The organism is Candidatus Eremiobacteraceae bacterium, from assembly GCA_035314825.1.
Lineage (GTDB): Bacteria > Vulcanimicrobiota > Vulcanimicrobiia > Eremiobacterales > Eremiobacteraceae > JAFAHD01.
The window spans coordinates 61,211-83,745 of record DATFYX010000059.1; the positions used below are offsets into that span (position 1 = coordinate 61,211).

The 22,535-nt window shown below is 68.0% G+C and carries 17 protein-coding genes and 1 riboswitch; of the genes, 12 read left to right on the forward strand and 5 right to left on the reverse strand.

The annotated features are described in order from the left end of the window. Nucleotides 1-459: 459 nt before the first annotated feature. The 4 genes from VKF82_07665 to VKF82_07680 are packed head-to-tail and all read right to left on the reverse strand — an operon-like array spanning nt 460 to nt 5,358. The gene (locus VKF82_07665; protein HME81940.1) at nt 460-1,722 is read right to left on the reverse strand and encodes an AI-2E family transporter; all 1,263 of its coding nucleotides are present in this window, start codon (nt 1,720-1,722) and stop codon (nt 460-462) included. Next, the gene (locus tag VKF82_07670) at nt 1,719-3,989 is read right to left on the reverse strand and encodes a xanthine dehydrogenase family protein molybdopterin-binding subunit (GenBank protein ID HME81941.1); all 2,271 of its coding nucleotides are present in this window, start codon (nt 3,987-3,989) and stop codon (nt 1,719-1,721) included. The genes VKF82_07665 and VKF82_07670 overlap by 4 nt, the downstream gene beginning before the upstream one ends. Continuing rightward, nucleotides 3,986-4,510 carry a (2Fe-2S)-binding protein gene (locus VKF82_07675; GenBank protein HME81942.1) on the reverse strand — a complete coding sequence of 175 codons (525 nt, stop codon included), beginning with the start codon at nt 4,508-4,510 and terminating at the stop codon, nt 3,986-3,988. The genes VKF82_07670 and VKF82_07675 overlap by 4 nt, the downstream gene beginning before the upstream one ends. Further along, nucleotides 4,510-5,358: an FAD binding domain-containing protein gene (locus VKF82_07680; GenBank protein HME81943.1), complete on the reverse strand. Its 849-nt coding sequence runs from the start codon at nt 5,356-5,358 to the stop codon at nt 4,510-4,512. Before VKF82_07680 ends, VKF82_07675 begins: the two co-directional genes overlap by 1 nt. A 39-nt stretch (nt 5,359-5,397) precedes the next feature. After that, nucleotides 5,398-5,619, forward strand: a riboswitch (cobalamin riboswitch). A gap of 135 nt (nt 5,620-5,754) precedes the next feature. On the opposite strand from VKF82_07680, the gene VKF82_07685 reads away from it, so the two are divergent. From VKF82_07685 to VKF82_07700, 4 genes are read left to right on the forward strand one after another with little or no spacing between them, the layout of a single operon-like run. Continuing rightward, nucleotides 5,755-6,687, forward strand: coding sequence for an iron ABC transporter permease (locus VKF82_07685; GenBank protein ID HME81944.1), 933 nt, complete (start codon nt 5,755-5,757; stop codon nt 6,685-6,687). Continuing rightward, nucleotides 6,684-7,415, forward strand: coding sequence for an ABC transporter ATP-binding protein (locus VKF82_07690; protein ID HME81945.1), 732 nt, complete (start codon nt 6,684-6,686; stop codon nt 7,413-7,415). The genes VKF82_07685 and VKF82_07690 overlap by 4 nt, the downstream gene beginning before the upstream one ends. Nucleotides 7,416-7,426: 11 nt before the next feature. Next, nucleotides 7,427-9,391: a TonB-dependent receptor gene (locus VKF82_07695; GenBank protein HME81946.1), complete on the forward strand. Its 1,965-nt coding sequence runs from the start codon at nt 7,427-7,429 to the stop codon at nt 9,389-9,391. Between the two features lie 2 nt (nt 9,392-9,393). Beyond that, on the forward strand, nt 9,394-10,266 hold the full coding sequence (locus VKF82_07700; GenBank protein ID HME81947.1) for a helical backbone metal receptor: 873 nt from the start codon (nt 9,394-9,396) through the stop codon (nt 10,264-10,266). Here the strand turns inward: VKF82_07700 and VKF82_07705 are convergent. Continuing rightward, nucleotides 10,249-10,533 (reverse strand): hypothetical protein, encoded by a 285-nt coding sequence (locus VKF82_07705; protein ID HME81948.1) that lies wholly within the window; start codon nt 10,531-10,533, stop codon nt 10,249-10,251. The two genes, VKF82_07700 and VKF82_07705, sit on opposite strands and share 18 nt — an antisense overlap. Before the next feature lie 74 nt (nt 10,534-10,607). On the opposite strand from VKF82_07705, the gene VKF82_07710 reads away from it, so the two are divergent. The 8 genes from VKF82_07710 to rpoB all read left to right on the forward strand — a co-directional run bounded on the left by VKF82_07710 (nt 10,608) and on the right by rpoB (nt 22,469). Beyond that, entirely contained in the window at nt 10,608-11,201 is a 594-nt protein-coding gene (locus tag VKF82_07710; GenBank protein ID HME81949.1) for a hypothetical protein, read from the forward strand. A gap of 96 nt (nt 11,202-11,297) precedes the next feature. Continuing rightward, a complete protein-coding gene (locus VKF82_07715) occupies nt 11,298-12,443 on the forward strand; it encodes a methyltransferase domain-containing protein (protein HME81950.1) in 1,146 nt (381 codons plus the stop codon). Then, nucleotides 12,440-13,192: an NTP transferase domain-containing protein gene (locus VKF82_07720; protein ID HME81951.1), complete on the forward strand. Its 753-nt coding sequence runs from the start codon at nt 12,440-12,442 to the stop codon at nt 13,190-13,192. Before VKF82_07715 ends, VKF82_07720 begins: the two co-directional genes overlap by 4 nt. Next, nucleotides 13,189-14,451, forward strand: coding sequence for an MFS transporter (locus tag VKF82_07725; protein HME81952.1), 1,263 nt, complete (start codon nt 13,189-13,191; stop codon nt 14,449-14,451). The genes VKF82_07720 and VKF82_07725 overlap by 4 nt, the downstream gene beginning before the upstream one ends. A 42-nt stretch (nt 14,452-14,493) precedes the next feature. Next, the gene (locus VKF82_07730) at nt 14,494-15,057 is read left to right on the forward strand and encodes a cytochrome c (protein HME81953.1); all 564 of its coding nucleotides are present in this window, start codon (nt 14,494-14,496) and stop codon (nt 15,055-15,057) included. 76 nt (nt 15,058-15,133) lie between these two features. Continuing rightward, a complete protein-coding gene (locus VKF82_07735; GenBank protein HME81954.1) occupies nt 15,134-16,534 on the forward strand; it encodes a deoxyribodipyrimidine photo-lyase in 1,401 nt (466 codons plus the stop codon). Nucleotides 16,535-16,638: 104 nt separating this feature from the next. Further along, a complete protein-coding gene (locus VKF82_07740) occupies nt 16,639-18,372 on the forward strand; it encodes an ABC transporter ATP-binding protein (protein ID HME81955.1) in 1,734 nt (577 codons plus the stop codon). Nucleotides 18,373-18,656: 284 nt separating this feature from the next. Further along, entirely contained in the window at nt 18,657-22,469 is a 3,813-nt protein-coding gene (rpoB, locus tag VKF82_07745; GenBank protein HME81956.1) for a DNA-directed RNA polymerase subunit beta, read from the forward strand. Nucleotides 22,470-22,535 lie beyond the last annotated feature (66 nt).

The following is a 22,535-nucleotide window of genomic DNA, read 5'->3' on the forward strand; positions in this document are numbered from 1 at the left end:
GGTGACCCGGCCGCGCGCCAGGACACGATCTGGGAGCTCACGTCGGGCTCGTTCTTCGCAGACCGCGGCAGCGGCTTCAGCGGCGTGCCGGATCACATCAAACCAAACGCGCTGTCCACGAATGGGAACAACTCAGCGGTGTTCCGCGCACGCACCAAGCGCATGGATTTCGGCGACGTCACGGTCGCCTTCGATCTGCAGACCGTCGCTTTTTTCGATCGCACAGGCGTTCCGGCGCACGCTTATGACGGCGTGCACGTCTGGCTGCGCTATCAGTCCGAATACGAGCTGTACGCCGTGACCGTCAATCGGCGCGACAACGTCGCCGTGGTCAAGAAGAAGAGGCCCGGCGGCCCATCCAACGGCGGCACGTACTACGAGCTGATCTCGGCGCCATATCGCGTGCGTCTCAACGCGCCCGTACACGTGGAGGCGTCGGCGCAGACGCAACGCGATGGATCAGTGATCATCATCCTTGCGATCGATGGCACGCGCATCCTGCGCGTGCGCGACGACGGGCGCGTCGGCGGCGCGCCGATCCTGGGGCCCGGGCGCGTCGGGCTGCGCGGGGACAACTGCGAGTTCTACGTCCGACGGTTTGCGGTCACCGCTTTCCCCGCTCCCTGACCCGGCCTGCGGCAGCGCGCTGCTATCGAACGGCACGAACGTCACGATGACGACGCGGATCAGCCCGGCGACCGGCACCGCGATGAGCAGTCCGCGCAGGCCCATCAGCTCGCCGCCGATCAGCAATGCGAAAAGCACGAAGATCGGCCGCAGACCCACTCTGTCGCCGACGATCACCGGCGACAGCACGTGGCCGCTCAGCTGATTGATGGCGATGAAACCGAGCGCCACGAACAGCGCGTTCTGCCAGCCGTTGGTGAGCAGCGCGATGCCCACGCCGGGAATGGCGCCTGCGATGGCGCCCAGGTACGGCACCAGTTCGAAGATGCCCGCGATCAGGCCGATCACGATCGCATACCGGACGTGCAGCGCGAACAGGAGCGCTGTGACCAGCAGGGCGACCGCAGCCGCGACAAGCAGCTGGCCGCGGATGTAACCTGCCAGCACCGCGTTGGATCGGCTCAAGAGCGTTTCGAACTTGGGGCGCGCGGGCACGGGGATGAATCCGCGCAAGGCGCCGAGCAGCCAGTCGGCGTCCATCAGGGCATAGGCCGACACGATAGGGACGAGCACCAACAGCGCGAGTCCCGATGCGGTCGTCAAGAGGACACCAAAGGCGCCCGTGCCGATCGCCAGGCCGTTCTTGCCGACCATATCGGCGATCTGCGCCGGCAGCGCGCTCAGGTACGCCTTGGCGGGATCAGGAAGATGCGCGGCGAGCGGCCCGTTGACGCTGAGAAACGCTTGGATCTGGCTTGTCAGCACCGGCACGTCCGCCGCGTACTGGCGCAGCTCGGCCACCATCAGCGGAAACGCGATCCATACCAGCGCGGCGATCACGATCGCGATGCCGAGATAGACGATGAGCAATGCGGTCCACGCCGGCAAACGTTGCCGCAACCTCCTGATCAGCGGCGCGACCAGATACGAGAAGAACACCGCTCCGACGATGATGGCCGCGACCGTGTGGATGCGCTCGAAGAAATGAAGCAGCGCCCACGCTGCCAACGCGAGCGCGAGCACTAAAGCGGTGACGATCAGCGCGTAGGTGGCGCGAGCGCCTCGGTTTTCGGCGGCGTGGGCCTCGTCGCTCATTCCTGCCGTGCAGCGCGCCAGACCCGCTCGGGCGTCATCGGCGTCTCGTGCGGTGCCGCGCCGACGGCCGCGCGGATGGCACACGCGATGGCAGCCGGCGGCGTGGTGATCGGCGGTTCGCCCACGCCTTTGAGGCCGTACGGGCCCACGCCCGGCGACGACTCGATCAAAATCGTCTCGATCTCCGGCGCGTCGACCGCGGTGGGCATGAGGTAGTCTTTGAGATCTGGCTTGACGTGACCGCGCTCGTCGAATGCGAGCGCCTCGGTGAGCGCCCAGCCGACGCCCATCACCGCGCCGCCCTCGATCTGGCCGATCGCGCCTACCGGGTTGACCGCGTATCCCACGTCCTGCGCGGTCGCGAGTTTGCGCACGATCACGGCGCCGGTCGCGCGATCGACGTCGACGTGCGCCGCCGACGCCGTGTACGAAGGAGCGAGCCAACTGGCGAAGCCGTGCGTCTCCGTCAAGCTCTCGTCGAACTCCGGATCGTCCTGCTCGGCGCTTTCGCCCAGACCCGTCACCGAGCCGCCGGCCTTGCGGGCCAGATCCGCCAGGGGCACGCTGTGGTCGGGCGACCCGCGCACCAGCGCGCGCCCATCGCGCAGCTCGATGTCCTCGGTCCGCGCCTCAAGCGCATCTTCGGCAAGCGCCAGCAGCTTGGTCCGCGCATCGCCGGCCGCCGCCGCGACGGCCATGCCGGCGCCGAACGTGGACGAACTGCCGCCGACGCCGGAATCGTAGGTGTCCGTCGCCGTGTCGGACAGCACCACCGTGATCCGCGCGGGATCGACGCCGAGGACTTCGGCGGCCATCATCGGCAGGGCGGTCGACGAAGCTCCGGTGCCGACCTCCGGGTTGCCCGACGCCAGCAGGATCGTTCCATCAGCGCGGACTTCGACCCGCGCTTTGGATTCGCCGCACGAGGAGAACCACCAGGTGCAGGCGATTCCGCGCCCGGAGCCGGGGCGCGCCGGCGTCCCCCAGCCGACCGCATCGGCGGCCTTACGCAGCGCCTCTTTGACGCGCACGCCGGACAATTTCTGGCCGCCGGGGCCGCGGTCGCCGTCTTCCCACGCGTTGCGCAGGCGGAACTCCAACGGATCCAAGCCGAGCAGCGCGGCGAGTTCGTCCAGATGCAGCTCCTTGGCGTAGTTGGCCTGCGGGCCGCCGGGCGCCCGCACCGGACCTGCGACGTGCTTGTTCGTGTAGACGAGTGTCGCTTCAAGGTCGAGATCGGGGATGCGATACGGCGCCGACGCCAGCATGGTCGAGATCAGCGCGGTTCCGGTGCCGTATCCGATGTACGCTCCCGTGTCGTAGATGAACGACGCGCGCATCGCGACCAGCCTGCCGTCGGCCGTAGCCGCGCTGCGAAACGATGCGGTGCCCCCGTGGCGCGGAAACGCATGCAGCCCGTCTTCATGTCTGGACCAGGCCATGCGCACCGGCCGGTCGCATTGCAGGGCGAGGGCCGCGGCATACCATTCGGGCGCCATGATGATCTTGCCGCCGAACGCACCGCCGACGAATTGATTGATGAATCGCACGCGCTCGGGCGCCAGGCCGAAGAATTTTGCGAGCTCATCGCGATTGTCGTAGGGCGACTGCGAGCCGCACCACACGGTGAGCCCGCCATCCGTTTCGCGCCGCGCTGCGGCCGCGCGCGGCTCGATGTAGCCGGGCAAGCCCGGCGAGAAGCGGAATTCGGACGCGTGCACGACGACGTCGGACCGCTCGAACGCCGCCGCGACGTCGCCGCGCCTGATCCGGTTGTAGCCGCAGACGTTCCCGCGCAGCACGCGCGTCGGCAGCTTCTCGTAGCTCTTCCAGTCCGGATGCACGAGTGGCGACGCGGCCTCAAGCGCGCGCTGCGCGTCGAGCACGGGCTCCAACACCTCGTATTCGACATCGATCGCCGCCGCCGCCGCGCGCGCCTGGGCCTCAGAATCGGCAGCGACGGCGGCCACCGGCTCGCCCGCGTAGCGCGCATATGGGCGCGGGAACAGGTGCTGATCCTTGATGCCGAAATCGAGCGGTTGGGGCGGCGTGTTGCCGGCGTAAACGATCGCGCGCACCCCGGGCATGGCCGCGGCGCGCGTCACGTCGACGCGCACGACGCGCGCGAACGCGTGCGGACTGCGCGCGACGGCGCCGGCGAGCGCGCCTTCGAGCGCGATGTCTGCGGTGTAGCGCGTCTGGCCGCGCACCTTCGCGTCCGCATCGAGGCGCGGCCGGCGCGAGCCGACGGTGATCGGCGTGCTCATGCTCGTGACCGTATCGAAGAACGTGTGCCCGGCGTCTCGCCTGAGCGGCCTTGCTCGCGCAGCCGGGCCGCCGCATCCTGGACCGCCGCCACGATCGTTTGATACCCGGTGCAGCGGCAGATGTTTCCGGCCAGCGCGGCCCGCGTCTGCTCGGCGCTCGGCTGCGGGTTCTCGGCCAGCAGCGACGCCGCCGCGAGGATCATGCCGGGCGTGCAATAGCCGCACTGCAACCCGAAGCGCTCGATGAACGCCGCCTGCACCGGGTGCAGCGCGCCGCCGTCGGCGGCAAGACCTTCGATCGTGGTGACGTCGCGCCGGTCAGCGTCGACGGCCGGATACAGACACGCGTTGACCGGCTGTCCGTCCACCAGCACGGTGCATGCGCCGCAATAACCGGTGCCGCAGCCTTCTTTCGTGCCGGTCAAGCCTAGCTGATCGCGCAGCACCGCGAGCAAGGTCTGCATCGGCTCGACCACGACCTCGCGCGGCGTGCCGTTGACGATCGGCGTGACCGGCTGCATCAGCGCGCGCCTCCGGCCAGGTCGAAGATCTCGTGCAAGGCGCGCTCGGTGAGCACGCCGGCCAGCTGGCGGCGGTACTCGGCGCTGGCGTGCGCGTCGTTCGGAGGATCGGCGTCGCGCTCGGCGGCGATCCTTGCGGCTTCGCGCGCCGCCGCTGCGCCGGCGGGCTTGCCGCGCAGCCAGGATTCGGCCTGCGCCGCTCGCACTGGCGTCGCGGCCGCGCCGCCGAGCGCGACGCGAGCGGCTCGCACCGTGCCCCCGTCGAGTTCCACCGCGACGGCCGCGCCGACGACGGCCATCTCAAACGCGCGCCGTGTCTGCATCTTCTGATAGTCGACCACGGCGTCCGACGCCGGCACTTCGATCGCGGTCAGCAAGGTGCGCGGGTCGCTCTGCGCGCGCACGAAATCGACCGCAAAGACGCTTGTCGGACCGGACGCGATGTCCGCGAGCAGGCAGCGCGCATCGCACGCGAGCAGCGCGGTGGAGATATCGGCGGCATTGTGGCGCGAGCATAGATTGCCGCCGATCGTCGCCACCGTGCGCAGTTGTCGTGCGCCAAGCCCCGACGCCGCCAGCGCGAGCAGCGGCGCGTGCGCGCGGATCAGTTCGTGCCCGCTCGCCTCGCGCGCCGTGACCAGCGCCCCGATGGTCAGCGTCGCGCCGTCAAAACTGATCTCGCGCAGCGCGGGAATGCGCTTGACGTTGACGATCGCGGTGGCCTCCGACGGGCGGGCGCGGACCCCAAAGCCCAGCAGGCTGCCGCCCGCGAGCACGCGCGCGTGCGGCGCGAACCGGTCGAGAAGCACGAGCGCCTCATCGATGAAGTTGGGCTCGAAGTACTGCACGGCGCGCCGCCCTTTCTCCGCACGCCGCGCGACCGCCTATGAAAGGAAGCGCCATCGGGTCGCGGAAGATGCGGCGCACATGGCCTCGGGGCGACAGGGAAGCCGGTGCGAATCCGGCACGGTCGCGCCACTGTAACCGGGGAGCCGCCGGTCACGCCACCGTATGGAGCGGTCGAATTCATTCGACCGTCCGGCGGGAAGGCACCGGCACAAGGCGATGATCCGGAAGTCAGGAGACCTGCCCCAGGCACGTGCGCGGTCGCTGGCGATCGCGCCGCTCGACGTCTCCTTCGCGGAAAAAGGGGCAGGGCACTGGCCACATCGCAACTCGGCGCGACGCGCGCCATTCCATCCAAACTCTTTTGGCTGCTCGGCCTGAGCGCGCTCGCGCTGTGCTTGGGCGCCGTCTCGCTGGCGGTGGGCAGCGTGCCGCTCGGCCCCGGCTCGATCGTCGCCACGCTCGCGCACCCCACCGCATCGGGCCTCGCGCATATCGTCGTGTGGGATATCCGCTTGCCGCGTTTGGCGATCGCGGCGTGCGTCGGCGCGGGCCTCGGCATCGCCGGTGCGATGCTGCAGGCGCTGTTCCGCAATCCGCTCGTCGATCCGTACGTCACCGGCGTGTCGGCCGGCGCGGCTGTGGCCGCCAGCGCGAGCATCGCGTTTGGCCTTTCGTTCGTGCTCGTGCCAGCGTTCGCGTTCGCGGGCGGCCTGGCGTGCGCGGTCGTCGTGACGGCCGTCGCCGCAGGCCCGGAGCCGGGCGCAAACCTGCGGCTCGTGCTTTCGGGTATCGCCATCTCGTCGCTCTGCGCCGCCGTCGTCACCATCGTGCTGTTGAGCAGCGGCTCCTCGGACAGTCTGACGATTCTCGGCTGGCTCGCCGGCGGCATCGGCGGCAAGGGTTGGAGCGACGTCGCGCTGACGGCCTGCTATGTCGCCGCCGGCTCGCTCGGCGCGCTGTTCCTCGTACGACAGCTCAACGTGTTGCGTCTTGGCACCGAGGCGGCCGCCGGATTGGGCCTGCGCGTGGGGCGCGCACGCTTCGCAGTGCTGGCGGCAGCCGCGCTCATCGCCGCCGCGTGCGTCGCCGTCTCCGGCATCATCGGGTTCGTGGGCCTTATGGTGCCGCATGTCGCGCGCCGGCTCGTCGGTGGCGATGCTGTCTGGCTGCTGCCTGCCAGCGCCATGGCGGGGGCGATCGTGGTCATCGTGGCTGACGCCTTCGCGCGAGGGATCGCCGCGCCGGCCGAGCTGCCGCTTGGCGTGTTGCTGGCCTTCGTCGGCGTGCCGTTCTTCCTTATAATAGCGCGCCGGCCGGTGGACCTGTGAGCGCGCTGCTGACCGGGCGCGGCCTGGCTGTCCGCTATGGCCCGCGTGAGATCTTCACCGGGCTCGATATCTCGATCGCCGCGGGGGGCCTTGTCGCACTGGTCGGGCCTAATGGTGCCGGCAAATCGAGCCTGCTGCGCGTCCTGGCGGGCATGCAGAAGCCGACCGAGGGCGAGGTGCAGCCGGCGCAGCGGGTCGCGCTCATCTCGACCGCGCTCGCGCTGCCGCCGGACGTGACGCCGGCGCAGCTGTCGGGCTACGTCCTCGCGCTGCGCCGGCCGTGGTGGCGGCTCGGGCACGATGAAGGGCAGCGCGCTGCGATCGCGGCGGCGCTCGAGCGGACCGGCCTGCGCGAACGCGCGAACGATCCGGCAGCCACCCTGAGCGCCGGCGAACTGCAACGCGCATGGATCGCGGCGGCGCTGGCGTCGGACGCCGGCGTGCTGCTGATCGACGAACCGACGACGCACCTCGATCTGCGCTATCAGGTCGAGGTCTTGCGCACGCTCAAGACCATCGCGCGCGCCGGCACCGGCGTCGTCGCGGCGATCCACGATCTGACGCTCGCAGCACGCTTCGCGGACTCCATCGCGCTGCTCGCCGGGGGCGCGATCGAGTGCGGGCCGCCCGACGCCGTGTTTCGCTCCCCGACGCTCACGCGCGCGTTCGGCGTCGAAGTGGGCACGCATCGCGACGCACAGGGCTACATCGTATGCAGTCCGCGCTGAGGTCGCGTGCGTTGGGCGCTGCCTGCTGGATACTGCTCGCCGGCGCCGTGCCCGCAACGGCAGTTGCGGCAGGATCGGCGCCCTCGCCAAGTCCGAGCCCGTCGCCGACACCGTCGGTCATCACCCACTACGACAACTATCTGGGCAAGATCGTCGCACACGCCGGCCCGCGCGAGGGTTACACGCTTCCCATCGCCGAGCTTGCGCGCCTGGGCGCGCGCACGATCGGCGACGTGCTGCGCTTCGTCCCCGGCGTCGTGGTCCGTCAGGCCGGCACGGCGGGGGCGCTGCAGACCGTGGCGCTGCGCGGCGACAGCGCGTCGCAGACCTTGATCCTCTTGGACGGCCGGCCCGTGAACGAAGGCGATACGGGCATCACCGACTTCACGTCCATGCCGCTCGACGGTGTCGAGCGCATCTCCGTGATCGAAGGCGGGCTTTCATCGCGCTACGGGTCGGGCGCGATCGGCGGCGTGGTGGAGATCCTCACCAAACGTCCGTTGTCGCCACCGGGGGATTCCGTCTACGCTCAGATCGGATACGAGGGAGAGTTCGCAAGCGGCGCGGGTGTGACCGCGGCCGGGCCCGACGGGGGTCTCCGCGTCGACGCGTTCACCCGCTCGGCGAGCAACACGTTTGACTACCCGGGCTTTGAGAGCATACCGAACGGCACGCGCACGAACAACGATCTCCACGCGTCGGATGTGACGCTGTGCGCATGCTTGCATTTCGGCCGCCGTTTCGACGCTGCGCTACACGTGGACGACAATACAAGCGAGCTCGGCGCTCCCGGCAGTACGGAGTTCGGCCCTCAATTCACCAGCGTCTTCGCACGCCAGCAGCGCGATGTCGAGCGCAACTCCCTCAATCTGACCTACGCGTCGTCGAACGCTTCGACCAGCGCGATCTTCTACGTCGACGGCCGCCGGCTGCATTTCTACGACACGACGCCGTCGTTTCCGTACGACACGCTGACCACCGCCACGCAGCGGGGCTTCTCGGTGCTCGAGACCGTCGCAGCCGGCAACGACGACACGATCACGGCCAAGTACGAGCAGAACGGCACCGTCGCACTGTTCCAAGGCACGACGTATAGCCCGATGCAGCTCGTCGCGCGCGACTCGACCACCGATGTCTACCTGGGCGACGAATATCATAGCCCCAGCGGCTTGCAGTTGGACGCGGCCGTTCAGAGCGCCCACACGCAAGGCGTCGCCGCCACGACGCTGCCGAGCTTCGCGGCGAGCCAGCAGGTCGGCGGCGAGGCGGGGCTGTACGGCACGCTGCTGCGCGCGAGCTACGCGCGCTCGTTCCGCGCGCCCAATCTTGACGAGCGCTACTTCCCGGGTTTCGGCAATGCGGCGCTGCAGCCGGAGTATGCCTCGACCTTCGACGCCGGAGTGCTGACCGACGACCGTGCGATCGACGGTTCCGCCACGTTCTTCGGCAGCGACACGAACAACCTCATCGTCAACCAGGCGATCGACACGCTCGGCGATTTCTTGCCGTTCAACGTCGGCCGCGCTCGCGTGCGAGGTTTCAGCGTCCAGCTGAGCAACGCGCAGAGCAGGCGACTCGGCGCGCAGGCCTCGTACACCGCGTATCCCGTGGCGCAGGACTTGAGCACCGCGCCCGACATCAACGGAGTGGTCACGAGCGGCAACCGGCTGCTCTATCGCCCGAGCACGACCACCGCATTCGAGATCTGGCGGCGCGCGGGCTACGATCCCCAGCCGGTGGAGGCGATCGGCGAAGACGGCATCGACGTGCTGGTGGTCGGCCGCCAATACGCCGACGAGGAGAACGTCCATCTGCTGCCGCCGTATGCGACGGTGGGGCTGCATGTGTCGCGCAACATCGCGAGGCATCTCACTCTGTTGCTCCGGCTGGACAACATCACCGACGAACGGGTGCCGCAAGTGTACGGCTATCCCGTGCTCGGCACGACGTTCAGCGTGCGGCTCACCGCGCATTGACGATGCGATGGAGAACCGCGCGCGGCGCCCATGCGGCCGCGTGGCTAGCACTGGTCGGCGCGCTGTGCGCATGTGCGCACGCTCGGCCGGACGCGGCCGTCACGCCGGCGGCTTCGATCGCATCGGGAACGCCGCGCGTCATCACACTTGCGCCGTCGCTCACCGAGATCGCCTACGCGGTCGGCTGCGGCGACGCGCTGATCGCCGACACGCGATACGACGACTATCCTGCCGCGGCGAAGACGCTGCCGCACGTCGCCGACCTCGCGCACGCGGATCTCGAGCGCATCGCCCAGCTGCGCCCGACAGTGGTCGTCGCGTTGCACGACCAGGAGCACGAAGGGTCGTCCATCAACGCGCGCCTCGGGGTGCCCGTGGTGTACCTCCCCAACCGCCGGCTCAATGACTTGTACGCCGACATCGCCGGCGTCTCACGCGCGTGTGACCGCTCGGCGCAGGGCGATGCGCTGGCGCTCCAGATCAAGCAGCAGCTCGCGCGCCTGGTCGCTGCGCAGCGGCGCGGCGGCCGCCGTCCGCGCGTGCTGTTCTTGCTCGGGCTGCCCGGGTTCACCGCCGGCAAGTCGTCCTACATCAGCGATCTGATCGCGCTGGCCGGCGGCGACAACATAGCCGGCGGGCTCGATCAACCATACCCCGATCTGAGCGCTGAAGCGATCGTGCGCGCGGACCCGCAGGTCATCATCGTTTCGAACGACACGCCGTTCGGTGCCGACGTCCGAGCGCGCGAACCGTGGCGCAGCCTGAGCGCCGTGCAGCGCGGACGCGTGGTGCGCCCGCCCGAGGATTCGATCCTCGAGCGCAATGGGCCGCGGGTGGTCCAGGGCTTAGAGTGGTTGTCAGTCCAGCTTCGGTAGGTGGCTTGCGCGCTCGCCGTGCCTTTTGGGCGTGTCGAGCTCGCCCGCTCGATCGACGTCGAGGTCTGCCAGGCGGTAGAAGACGATCTGCGTTCCGTCGGCAAAACCGACTTTGATCAACGGATTATCCGCGCCGCCGGGAACGATCGCGTGGACGCGCCCCGCATGGCCGACCCACGCGCGGTGCACGTCGGTGAAATATTCCGGTTCGACGTCGCGCGCGCGTACGCTCACCGATCTGCCCACGAGAACTTTCTCTTTGTCCATTCGATCCCATCGATCACGTGCCGCCGGCTTGAGCCGCGGGACTCGTTGCGGCCTGAGGGGAATTACGCGACCCGATGCAGTCACCTTCACCATCGCCGCTGGTGTTCGTCGCATGCGCGTTCACAGACGCACCGGCGGCGCAGGCCGGGGTCCGCTCGTTGCTCGATAGCGGCGTCGCGCCGGCAGAGGTGGCGATCGGCGCCGTGGGATCGGCAAGACCTGCTGCGACGCAGCTGGCGCACGAGTTGGGCATCGCCGACGATGTCGATCCGGCGGATCCGCTGGCCGGCGCTCCAGGGCTGGCATCGGCCGCGCTGGGCGCACGCAACGTCGACCGTGGAGGGGTGGTGGGCGCGCTCGTCGGCGCGCTCGCCGGCGCGGCGATCTCGTTATTCCCGTCCCTTGGCGTTCTGCCGCTGGATCCGCACTATCGCCTGATCGGCAGCGCGCTCTTGTTCCTGGTGGTCGGCGCGCTTGCCGGCGCCACGCTTGGCGGTGCGCTTGCGCCGCAGCGCTCGACGCACATCGCGTTTCGCATCGTCGATGAGATCGAACATCATGGCTTCGCCGTGGTCGCGCGGCTTGACGCCGCGCGCGCTGCGGCGGCGGCGCAGAACCTCGAAGGCGCGGGCGGGCTGCATGTGATCCGCGTGCCCGAGGACGCGTGATCTATCGGTCCTGACGCGATCAACCCATACGAGCAGCTGGCGACGCCCGCGGGCCAGGCGCTGCTGCGCGCCCTCTCGGACTTCACCGAAAGCGCGATGACCGCAGCGGCAGCTCGTGCGCGCAAGCTGGCTGGCCCGGCTTTGGCGGGCGCCGCCCTGGCGACTTCGTTCGCGCGCCGGCGAGCACGGGCTGCCCGCAAGTTCACGCGCGCCGGCGAGATGTACTTCACGCGCGAGGGCTACGAACAATCGTCATCGGAGGCCGTGGCTCGCCATCGCGCCGCCCGCTTCGCCGGCTACCCCCGCGTCGCCGACCTGTGCTGCGGCATCGGCTCCGATTCCGTCGCGATCGCGCGCGCCATGCAGGCGGGCGGACATGTCGACGGCATCGACCGCAATGCCGACACGCTCGCCTGCGCTCGCTTGAACGCCCGCGCGTACGGCCTTGAAAGCGCGATCACCTTCCATCTCGGTGATGCGTTGGCGTGGCCGCTGCGCCATGATGCAGCGTTCGCCGACCCGTCGCGGCGGACGGCAGGTGGGCGGACCGCTCGAGCGGATCAGTACGAGCCGCCGCTGCAGGCCATAATGGAACGTGCGGGCGAGCTGAAGGATCGCGCGCTGGGCGTGAAAGTCGCTCCCGGCCTGCGGGTGGACGCCGACCGGCTAGCCGCGATGTGCGCAGCGCCGGTCGAGCTCGAGTACGTGTCCGAGCGCGGCGAGTGCAAAGAGGCGGTGATCTGGTGCGGCGCTCTGGCTCGCGGTCACGGCGCGCGACGAGCCACGGTCATCGATGCGGCGGGCACGCATGTGCTCGATGCGCAGCCATTCCGCGCCGTGGCCGGCGACATGCAGCGTTTTGTCGGCGAGCCCGATCCGGCGGTTATCCGCGCCGGCCTGATCGGCGCTCTGTGCGCTGAGACGCGCGCGACGCTGCTCGATCCCGACGTCGCCTATATGACGGCCGGCAGCGCTCCCCGCCGGCCGTTCGTCCGCTGGTTCGAGGTCATCGAGAGCATGCCGTTCAACGCGAAGCGATTGCGCGCCGCATTGCGCGCGCGCGACATCGGCGAACTCGTCATCAAGACGCGCGCGTTCCCGTTGCGCCCCGACGAGATCGCCGTGCTCGTCAAGCCGGCAGGTGCCGAGCGGGCCGTCCTGCTGTGCACGACGATCCGGGGAAAGAAGACCGCGATCGTGTGCAGGGCCGGACCAGACGCGCTGCAAAGCGCGGGCGCATGATCAGTGCGGTCATCGCGGCGGCCGGCCGCTTGGAGCCGGCGCAAGCCCGCGAGTATGCGACCGACATCAAAGCGTTGGCGTGCATCGGCGGCAAGACGCTGCTCGCCACGCTCGTCGACGCCCTGCGCGGCGTGCCGGAGATCGGCCGCATCAGCGTCGTGGGACCGCGCGCCGTGCGCGAGGGCGGCCTTGCGGTCGACGAGTGGTCGGACGAGCGCGCCAGCGGCGAAGAAAATGTGATCGCCGCGCTGCGCAGCGCCGGCGGCGGCCGTTGCCTCGCGTGTGCGGCCGACCTGCCGTTCGTCACCGCGGGTGCCATCGCCGCCCTGTTGCGCCTCGTGCCGCCCGACGTGCGGTGCGCGTATCCGATCTTCACGCGCTCGGAATTCTTAGGAGCTTTCCCCGGGGCGCGTTCGAGTTTCGCGACGCTTGCCGACGGCGAATGGACCGGCGGCAGCATCTTGGTGCTCGATGCGCCGCTCATGCTTCGCAATGAGGCGTTGATCAGACGCGGGTTCGCGGCGCGCAAGAATCTGCTGACGCTGGCGGCGCTCCTCGGTCCGGCCCTGGCACTGCGCTACGCGACCAGGCGGCTCACGGTCGACGACGTACAGGCGCGTCTGAGCGCGCTGATCGGGGGCAACGTGATGGCGGTGCGGGGCGCAGACCCGGCACTAGCCATGGATTGCGACGAGGCGGCCGACTTCGAATACGCGCGCAAGCGCTTCATGGACGCGCCGGCGCGATGACCCGATCTGCACCGCCGCGTGTGCAGAATCAGTTCGCATTGTCGTTCTATTGGTTCGCATGGGAGCTGCACTGGGCCGCGTTGCTCGGCGCGACGCTGCAGGCGGAGATCGCACGCTTCATGCCGCCCACGGCGTACGGGCGCGCCACGGCGATACTCGGCGGCATCGGCGCGATGCTGGCCATCCTCTCTCAGTACGGCGCCGGGCGCGCCTCGGACGTGCTGCGCAAACGCATGCCGTTCATCATCGCCGGCACGCTGCTCGATGTGGCGGCGCTGTATGCGTTCGCGTTAGCGCCGTCGTTCGGGGCGGTCGTCGTCGCCTTCGCAGCGGTGCAAGTCTCGCTCAACATCGCAGGTGGTCCGTATCAGGCGCTGATCCCCGACCGCATCGCCAAAGCCGCCCAAGGGCGCGCCTCTGCATATATGGGGTTGATGCGGCTAGCGGGCACAGCCGCCGGCTTGCTGCTCGCAAAACTGGTCGTGCATCAGCCGGGCCCAGGCGTGACGCCGCAGATGTACACGCATAGCTTTCTCGTCCTGGTCTCGGTCATCGCCGCGACACTGCTGGTCGCGCTCGCCGTCACGCTGCTCGGCGTGGGCGAGACGGACGCCGACGTGGCGCCGGCACAGCCGGTGCTGGCTGATTGGCCGCAGCGCGCCAGCTTCTGGTGGCTGATCGTCTCGCGCGCTCTCGTGAGCTCGGGCTTGTATCTCATCTTGCCGTTCCTCGGCTTCTATCTGCGCTTCGCACAGCACGTCGACCGTTACCAATCGGCCAGCCTGACGCTGCTGCTCGTCATGGTCGGATGCTCGCTCGTGGGAACGGTGCCGGCGGGGCTGCTCGGCGACCGCATGCCGAAAAAATCTATCATCTATATAGCGCTCGCCCTACTCGCAGCAGGGTCGCTTGCTTTGACGTTCACGACCACGCTCGCGCCGATCTGGGCGCTGGCCGTCGCGCTCGGCGTCGGCTGGGGCGCGTATTACTCGGTCGACTGGGCGCTTGCCACGAATCTGCTGCCGCCGGGCCGGGCCGGCGCGCTCATGGCCATCTGGAATCTCGGCGCATCCGCGCCGCAGGTGGCCGCGCCGATCGTCGGCGGACTGCTCGTCGATCGCGTCGGGGAAGCCAGCGGCGACCTGGGGTTGGGGTACCGTCTGCTGTTCGCGCTGGTCGCCGCGTTCGTCGGCGCGGGTGCGTTCGCACTGTCGTTCGTCCGGGAGTCAGGTGAAGGATTGGCGCGACGGCCCCCCTAAGCCGTCGCCACTCCAACGGCGCTTTGCAAGGAGCGATCAACGGTGAGAAAAGTATCGATTTTGCTCATGGTGCTCGTCGCGAGCATCGCACTGACGGTAGTCGCCTGCACGAAATCGGACAACTCATCCTCGGGCTCGAATTCAGCCGCTAACACGGCGGCGACCACCGCCGCGACCGCCGCAGCCGCCGTCGCGACCGCCGCGGCCAACGCGGGCAACATGGCCAACAACGCCGCCAACTCGATGTCGAACGCCGCGCATAGCGCGGGTAACACGATGTCCAACGCGGCCGGCGGGATGAAGCACGTGGTCGCAGCGGTCACGTTGCCGATCCCGCTCTCGAAGCTTCCATCGGCGACGGTCGGCGCCGGTAACGTCGCCGCGGGCGCCAAGGTCTTCTCCGCTAACTGCGAGAGCTGCCACGGCGCGGGCGGCAAGAACGGCACGGTCGGACCGAGCCTGGCCGGCATCGGCATCAAAGCAGGTCAAGTCGCCTACATGGTGCAGAATCCGACCGGCGTCGACAAGGATTCCGGCATGCCGAAGCTGCCGCTGTCCGCGACCGATGTCGCCAACGTCTCCGCGTACGTCGCGTCGCTGAAGTAACGACGCAGCCCGCCGTCCGCATCGCCGCGCGCCGCCGGTCCAACGCGACCGAGCGGCGCGCTGCGTTATCGCCGTCATGAGCGCAAGCCTGTTCTGGTTCCGGCGCGACCTGCGCCTCACGGACAACCCCGGCCTGCATGCCGCGATCGCGGCGGGCGGTCCCGTCTTTGCCGTGTTCTGTCCGGACGAGCTTGCGCGTCTCAATCCGCGCCAGAGCGCATTCGTCGCCGGCTCGCTTCGCGCGCTGCGCACCGCTCTCGACAAACGCGACGCGACGCTTACCGTGATCGGCGGGTCACCGGGGCCGGCGCTGGTCGAAACCGCGCGGCGGCTCGGTGCGCAATCCGTGTATTGCTCGCGCTCCTACGTGCGCGCCGAGCGCGCCGTGGAATTCGCGGCGGCAGACTCGTTGCGCGCTGCCGGCATCGAATTGCATGCGCTCAAAGGCGACGTCGTCCACGAGCCTGAAGCGGTCGCGCACAGGAAACAGTCAGCCGGTGATGGGTATCGGGTGTTTCCGCCATTCTTGGCGGCCTGGCAGGCCCTCGACGTCGACGTGCCGTCGGGTGAATCGTTTCCCGATGGACGCGATGATCAGCCGGGCGCCCTGCCGGGCGAAGACACTGCGCCGGCGCTCGCGCCCGGAGAGGCCGCCGCCTACGGCGCGTTGGAGAAATTCAGCACCGCGCGCGCCGCGGATTACGCTGCGAACGCACCCTATCCGGCGCGCGATGGGACTTCCAACCTCGCGCCGTACTTGCGCTTCGGCTGCATCAGCCCGCGAGTCGTGCACCGTGCGCTCGCGCGCCGCATGTCGTGGTCGTGGACCCTGGCGCAGGAACGCGCCTCGATGGGGCTGTTCTTGCGCCAGCTCGCCATACGCGATTTCTTCATCCAGCTGGCATACTTCGTCCCCGAGCTGCATGACGAATCGCTGCAGGAGAAGATGCGCTCATTTTCATGGTCGGATGACGGGGCGCTGCTGCAGCTGTGGCGCGACGGGCGGACCGGCTATCCATTGGTGGACGCGGCGATGCGCCAGCTGCGCGGCCAAGGGCTCGTGCACCAGCGCGCCGCGATCTGCGCCGCGTCGTTCTGCTGCTTCGACCTAGGCCTGGACTGGCGTTTAGGCCGGCGCGTCTGGATGGACGAGCATCTCGCCGCGGACGAAGCGCTGTGCGACGGGAATTGGCAGTGGTTGGCCGGCGTCGGCTCGGATCAAGCGGCCTACCCGCGCATCTATAATCCCGAGAAGCAGGCGCGCCAATTCGACGCGCAGGCCGTGTACGTGCGCCGCTGGATCCCCGAATTGCGCAAGCTACCCACCGCGGCCGCGCTCGCGCCATGGCGAGTCGACCGGCAGCACCAGATCGAGCTGGGCTTTTTCACGCCGGGCGTCTACCCGCGCCCCGTCGTCGACCACGAACGCGCGGCGCGCGAATTCCTCGCGCGCTACCGCGCCTTCCGCGAGATGTAGCGGTCGAATTTATTCGACCGTCGCCCGTGATTGGCCGAGTTTGCAGCCCCCTAGCCGGCTCTGCCGCGAGGCTTCGGCCTGAGTTTCACCAAACATCATAAGCAATGACCTCGACGCGGCTGGTCAGCTACCTGCGCCCGTTCATCGTGCCGATGCTGGCCGGCCTCTTGCTCAGCGCGCTGGCCTCGCTGGCCACGGTCGGCTACGCGGGCGCGGTGAAGCTGCTGGTCCAAGCCGTCACCGAGCGCAGCGTCCAGGGGCTGGCGATCGCGCTCGGCGCCGCGCTTGGCCTGAACGTCGTGAAGAACGCCGCGCAGTACTTCGGCGGCTACACGCTCACCTCGGTCGGCCAGCAGGTCGTGCGCAAGATTCGCGGCGACCTGTTCGCGCGCATCCAGTACCTCGCGCTGCCGACCTTCGACAAGTGGCGCGCCGGCGACATCCTGTCGCGCTTCTCCAACGATATGAATATCTTGGTCGAGGGCGTGTCGGCGCTGCCGCTCTTCGTCAGCGCGAGTCTGACCTTGGTGGCGGGTCTGGCGTTCATGTTCTATCTCAATTGGCAGCTCACACTGGTGACGATGGCCGTCGCGCCGATCGTGATCTGGGCCGTCTACACGTTTTCCGGCCTGCTGCGCCGCGCCACCACCGTAGCGCTCAACCGCATCGCCGATCTCAACTCGCTGCTCCAGGAATCGCTCGAGTCGATGCGCATCATCAAGGCGTTCACGCGCGAACGATACGAGATCGCGCGCTTCGACGAGCGCAACGCCGCGAACTTCGGCGCATCGATGAAGCTGGCGCAGATATCGCTGACGCAGACCCCGGTCATCGACTTCGCCGTCATGGTCGGCGTGCTGATCCTCGCCGGCTTCGCGCTGTTCCAGGTGGTCGCGGGCACGCTGACGGTCACCAAGTTCTTCATGTTCTTCACGGTGACGACCACCGTGGCGAACCCCATCTCGCAGCTATCGAACTACATCGGCAGCCTCAACAAGGCGTACGCCGCCGCAACGCGCGTCTTCGAGGTCATGGATCTGCCCGCGGAATCCCCGGACGAGCCCGATCACGTCGAGCTGCGCGACGTCAAAGGCGCGGTCGAGTTCGTGGACGTGCGCTTCAGCTACGACGGCGCGCGCGACGTGCTCAAGGGCATCTCGGCTGCCGTCGCGCCTGGGGAAGTGGTGGCGCTGGTCGGGCCGTCAGGTTCGGGCAAGACGACGCTCGTGAATCTGGTGCCGCGCTTTTACGAGCCGACCGGCGGCTCGGTGGCGGTCGACGGCCAGGACGTCAACGGTATCACGCTGCGTTCGCTGCGCCAGGCGATCGCCATAGTGCCGCAAGACCCTCAGCTTTTCTCGGACACGATCGAGGAGAACATACGCTACGGCCGGCTCGACGCGACGCGCGCACAGATCGAAGAGGCCGCCCGGCTGGCCAACGCGCACGAGTTCATCTCCAAATTGCCGGACGGCTATGCGACACTCGTCGGCCCGCGCGGCGCACGCTTGTCCGGCGGCGAACGCCAGCGCATCGCGATCGCGCGGGCGATACTGCGCGACCCGCGCATCCTGATCTTGGACGAGGCCACTTCGTCCTTGGACGCCCACTCGGAGGCGCTGATCGGCGAGGCGCTGGATCATCTGCTGGTCGGACGCACGACATTTATCATCGCCCACCGGCTCTCGACCATCCGCCGGGCCACGATGATCCTCGTGCTGTCGGAGGGACGTATAGTAGAACACGGGACGCACGAGGAGCTGTTGCGCCGGGGCGGGCTCTACGCCTCGCTCTACGAACGCCAGATGCTCGAGCCGGCACCCGCCTCTGCGACCTAAGTTTTGTCCCGTCGGCGCCGGCGGGCCCGGGTCCTACTGTCCCGTTTGACAAGCGTGCATTTCATGCTATAATGTTTGTCTGTGCCACCTTGGGACGATAGCGCCGACCGACAGGAGTGGTGCGAGTTGCAGCCTCGCCACCGAACCGCCGGGACCCCGCCGCGTATCGTCTTTTTCATCCCCTGAAGCCAGACCGACAAACGCCACTGTAAGAAGATAGATGGCGAGCAACGCTCGCCGACGCTCAACCATGCGCGCCGCCCGCAAAGGTAACGACGAGATAGATGAAGACTCCGAAAGCGACCACACGCACCCGCACCCCCAAGGCACCCAAAGAGAAGCCGGTCAAGGCCGCTAAGGTCAAAACCACCGCGCGCCGCAAAGCGGTCGTTTCGCGCGTGGCCGCGCGCATGCGCGCGCCGCGGCCGATCGCGCGGCTGCTGCGCCTCATCGACCCGCGCGCCGCGCTTGAGTCGCTCATCGAGACCAAGGGCGTCGTCAAGGCGGTCGAGAGCGGCACGATCGAGGCCAAGGGCTACCAAAAGGGGCAAGAGCGCTTCACCTTCGCCAAGATCCCGCACACGCTGGACATCCCGGATCTGATCGAGCTCCAGAAGGAGTCGTTCAACTGGTTCATCACCGACGGACTGCGCGAAGCGTTCGCGTCCATCTCGCCGATCAAGGATTTCACCGGCAACCTCATCCTGGAGTTCGGCGAGCATAGCCTCGGCGAGCCCAAGTACACGGTCGAGGAATGCCGCGAGCGCGACATGACGTACTGCGCGCCGCTGCGCGTGCGCGTCCGCCTCATCACGTCCGAGTCGGGCGAGATCAAGGGCATCCCCGACCAAGAGATCTTCATGGGCGATCTGCCGCTCATGACCGAGAAGGGCACCTTCATGATCAACGGCGCCGAGCGCGTGATCGTGAGCCAGCTCGTCCGTTCTCCAGGCGTCTATTTCTTGCAGGACACGGACACCAACGGGCGGCCGATCTTCATCGCCACCGTGATCCCCAATCGCGGCGCGTGGATCGAGTTCGAGACCGACAACGGCGGCAAGAACGACACGTCCGAGGGCACGATCGGCGTGCGCATCGACAAGAACCGCAAGATCATCGTCACGACCTTCATCCGGGCGTTGGACAAGAAGTACGAGTCGGACGATGCGCTGCGCCAGCTGTTCGCCGATCCGGTCACGGGCGAAGTGCCGGCGATCATCGAGAACTGCTTGGAAAAAGACAAGGACGTCAAGACGCGCGAAGACGCGCTCAAAGAGGTCTATAAGAAGCTGCGCCCGGGCGAGCCCGAGAATCCGGACAACGCCGAGACGCTCCTGCGCAACACGTTCTTCGACGACAAGCGCTACGATCTCGCGGCGGTCGGCCGCTATAAGGTAAACCGCAAGCTCGAGAAGCAGTTCGCGCTGATGAACTACGAGCCGCCACGCGTCGAAGACATCAAGGACGGCCACGGCCACGTCAAGGAGAAGGCGCTGCGCCACCTCACCAAAGAGGACATGATCGGCGTGGTGCGCCACCTCGTCGAGGTCGTCAACGGCACCCAGCACGTGGACGATATCGACCATCTGGGCAACCGTCGCGTGCGTTCGGTCGGCGAGCTGCTGCAAAACCAGTTCCGCGTCGGCTTGCTGCGCCTCGAGCGCGTCGTGCGCGAGCGCATGACCGTGCAAGACCTCGAGACCGTGACCCCGCAGGTGCTGATCAACATCCGCCCGGTGGTCGCGGCGATCAAGGAGTTCTTCGGCTCGAGCCAGCTGTCGCAGTTCATGGACCAGACCAACTCCCTGGCTGAGCTGACGCACAAGCGCCGCCTGTCGGCGCTCGGCCCGGGCGGCCTGTCGCGCGAGCGCGCCGGCTTCGAGGTGCGCGACGTGCACCACAGCCACTACGGCCGCATCTGTCCGATCGAGACGCCAGAAGGCCCGAACATCGGCCTGATCGGGTCGCTGGCGACATACGCCAAAGTCAACAAGTACGGCTTCATCGAGACGCCCTACCGCATCGTGCGCAAGGGCTCGGTGACCGATGACATCGTCTATCTCACGGCGGACGAAGAGGACCAGTTCCGGATCGCTCAGGCGAACTCCGAGCTGGATGCCAAGAACCGTCTGATCGAGGATCTGGTCACCTGCCGCTACGCCGAAGAGTACATCGAGAGCGCGCCGCAAGACGTGCACCTGATGGACGTCTCGCCCAAGCAGATCGTCTCGGTCGCGACCGCGCTGATCCCGTTCCTCGAGCATGACGACGCCAACCGCGCGCTCATGGGCGCGAACATGCAGCGCCAAGCGGTGCCGCTGCTCGTGCCCGATCCGCCGCTGGTCGGCACCGGCATGGAGCATCGCGCCGCGAAGGACTCGGGTGGCGTGGTCGTCGCTGAGGAGCCGGGCGAAGTGGTCGGCGTGACCGCCGATCGCATCGAAGTGCGCAACAAGAACGGCGTGGTCAAGAATTATCCGCTGCTCAAGTACACGCGCTCCAACGCCGGCACGTGCATCAACCAGGCGCCGATCGTGCGCAAGGGCGATCACGTCAAGAAGGGCGCCATCATCGCCGACGGGCCGTCGAGCTCGGGCGGCGAGCTGTCGCTCGGCCAGAACGTGCTCGTCGCGTTCATGCCGTGGGAAGGTTACAACTACGAAGACGCGATCCTGATCTCCGAACGCCTGGTGAAAGAAGACCGCTTCACCTCGATCCACATCGAGGAATACGAGTGCGAAGCGCGCGACACCAAGCTCGGACCTGAAGAGATCACGCGCGACATCCCCAACGTAGGCGAAGACGCGCTGCAGGATCTCGACGAACAGGGCATCGTGCGCATCGGCGCCGAGGTCCGCCCTGAGGACATCCTCGTCGGCAAGGTGACGCCGAAAGGCGAGACCGAGCTGACCGCCGAGGAGCGGCTGCTGCGCGCCATTTTCGGCGAGAAGTCACGCGAAGTCCGCGACACGTCCTTGAAAGTGCCGCACGGCGAAAAAGGCAAAGTCATCGACGTCAAGGTGTTCAAGCGCGAGAACGGCGACGAGCTCTCCCCCGGCGTGAACGAGCTCGTGCGCGTCTACGTCGCGCAAAAGCGCAAGATCATGCAAGGCGACAAAATGGCGGGCCGCCACGGCAACAAAGGCGTCATCGCCAAAGTGCTGCCCGAAGAGGATATGCCGTATCTGCCCGACGGCTCGCCCGTGGAGATCGTGCTCAATCCGCTAGGCGTGCCGAGCCGCATGAACATCGGCCAGATCATGGAGACGCATCTGGGCTGGGCCGCAAAGCTGCTCGGCTTCCACATCGCGACGCCGGTGTTCGACGGCGCGCGCGAGTCGGACATCCGCGAGTGGCTGGGCCGCGCCAAGCTGCCGATCTCGGGCAAGACCATGCTCTACGACGGCCGCTCGGGCGAGCCGTTCAACCGCGAGATCACCGTCGGCCAGATCTATATGATGAAACTAGCGCACTTGGTCGACGACAAGATCCACGCGCGCTCGACCGGTCCATACTCGATGATCACGCAACAGCCGCTGGGCGGCAAGGCCCAGTTCGGCGGCCAGCGCTTCGGCGAGATGGAAGTGTGGGCGCTCGAAGCCTACGGCGCCGCGTACACGCTGCAAGAGCTGTTGACCGTCAAGTCCGACGACGTCGTCGGCCGCGTCAAGACGTACGAGGCGATCGTCAAGGGCGAGAACGTGCTCGAGCCTGGAGTCCCTGAGTCGTTCAAGGTGCTCATCAAGGAGCTGCAGAGCTTGGCGCTCGACGTCAAGGTGCTCACCGAGAACCGCGAGGAGATCGAGATCCGGCTCACCGACGAGGACGCCAGCGAGAAGGCCAGCGAGATCGGGTTGCTCATGGGCGATGAGGATCCAAAACTCGTGGCGCCGGCGCCGACGACGGCGGCTTCGCGCCCGCGCCGCGCCGGCTCCGAAGGCGACGTCGAAGAGGCCGAGGCTCTGGCCGCGGCCACCAGCACGGTCGTCATCGAGCCCGAGAGCGAAGACGAAGAAGAGGATTCGCTCGGCGTGGAAGAGCCGGCCGAGGGTCTGTCCGAAGTGGGCCTCGGCTCGATCGAGGACGTCGAGCCTTAATAACAAGGAAGATGGAGCGGTCGAGTTTGCTCGACCCAAGATTGGAGCGGTCGAATTTATTCGACC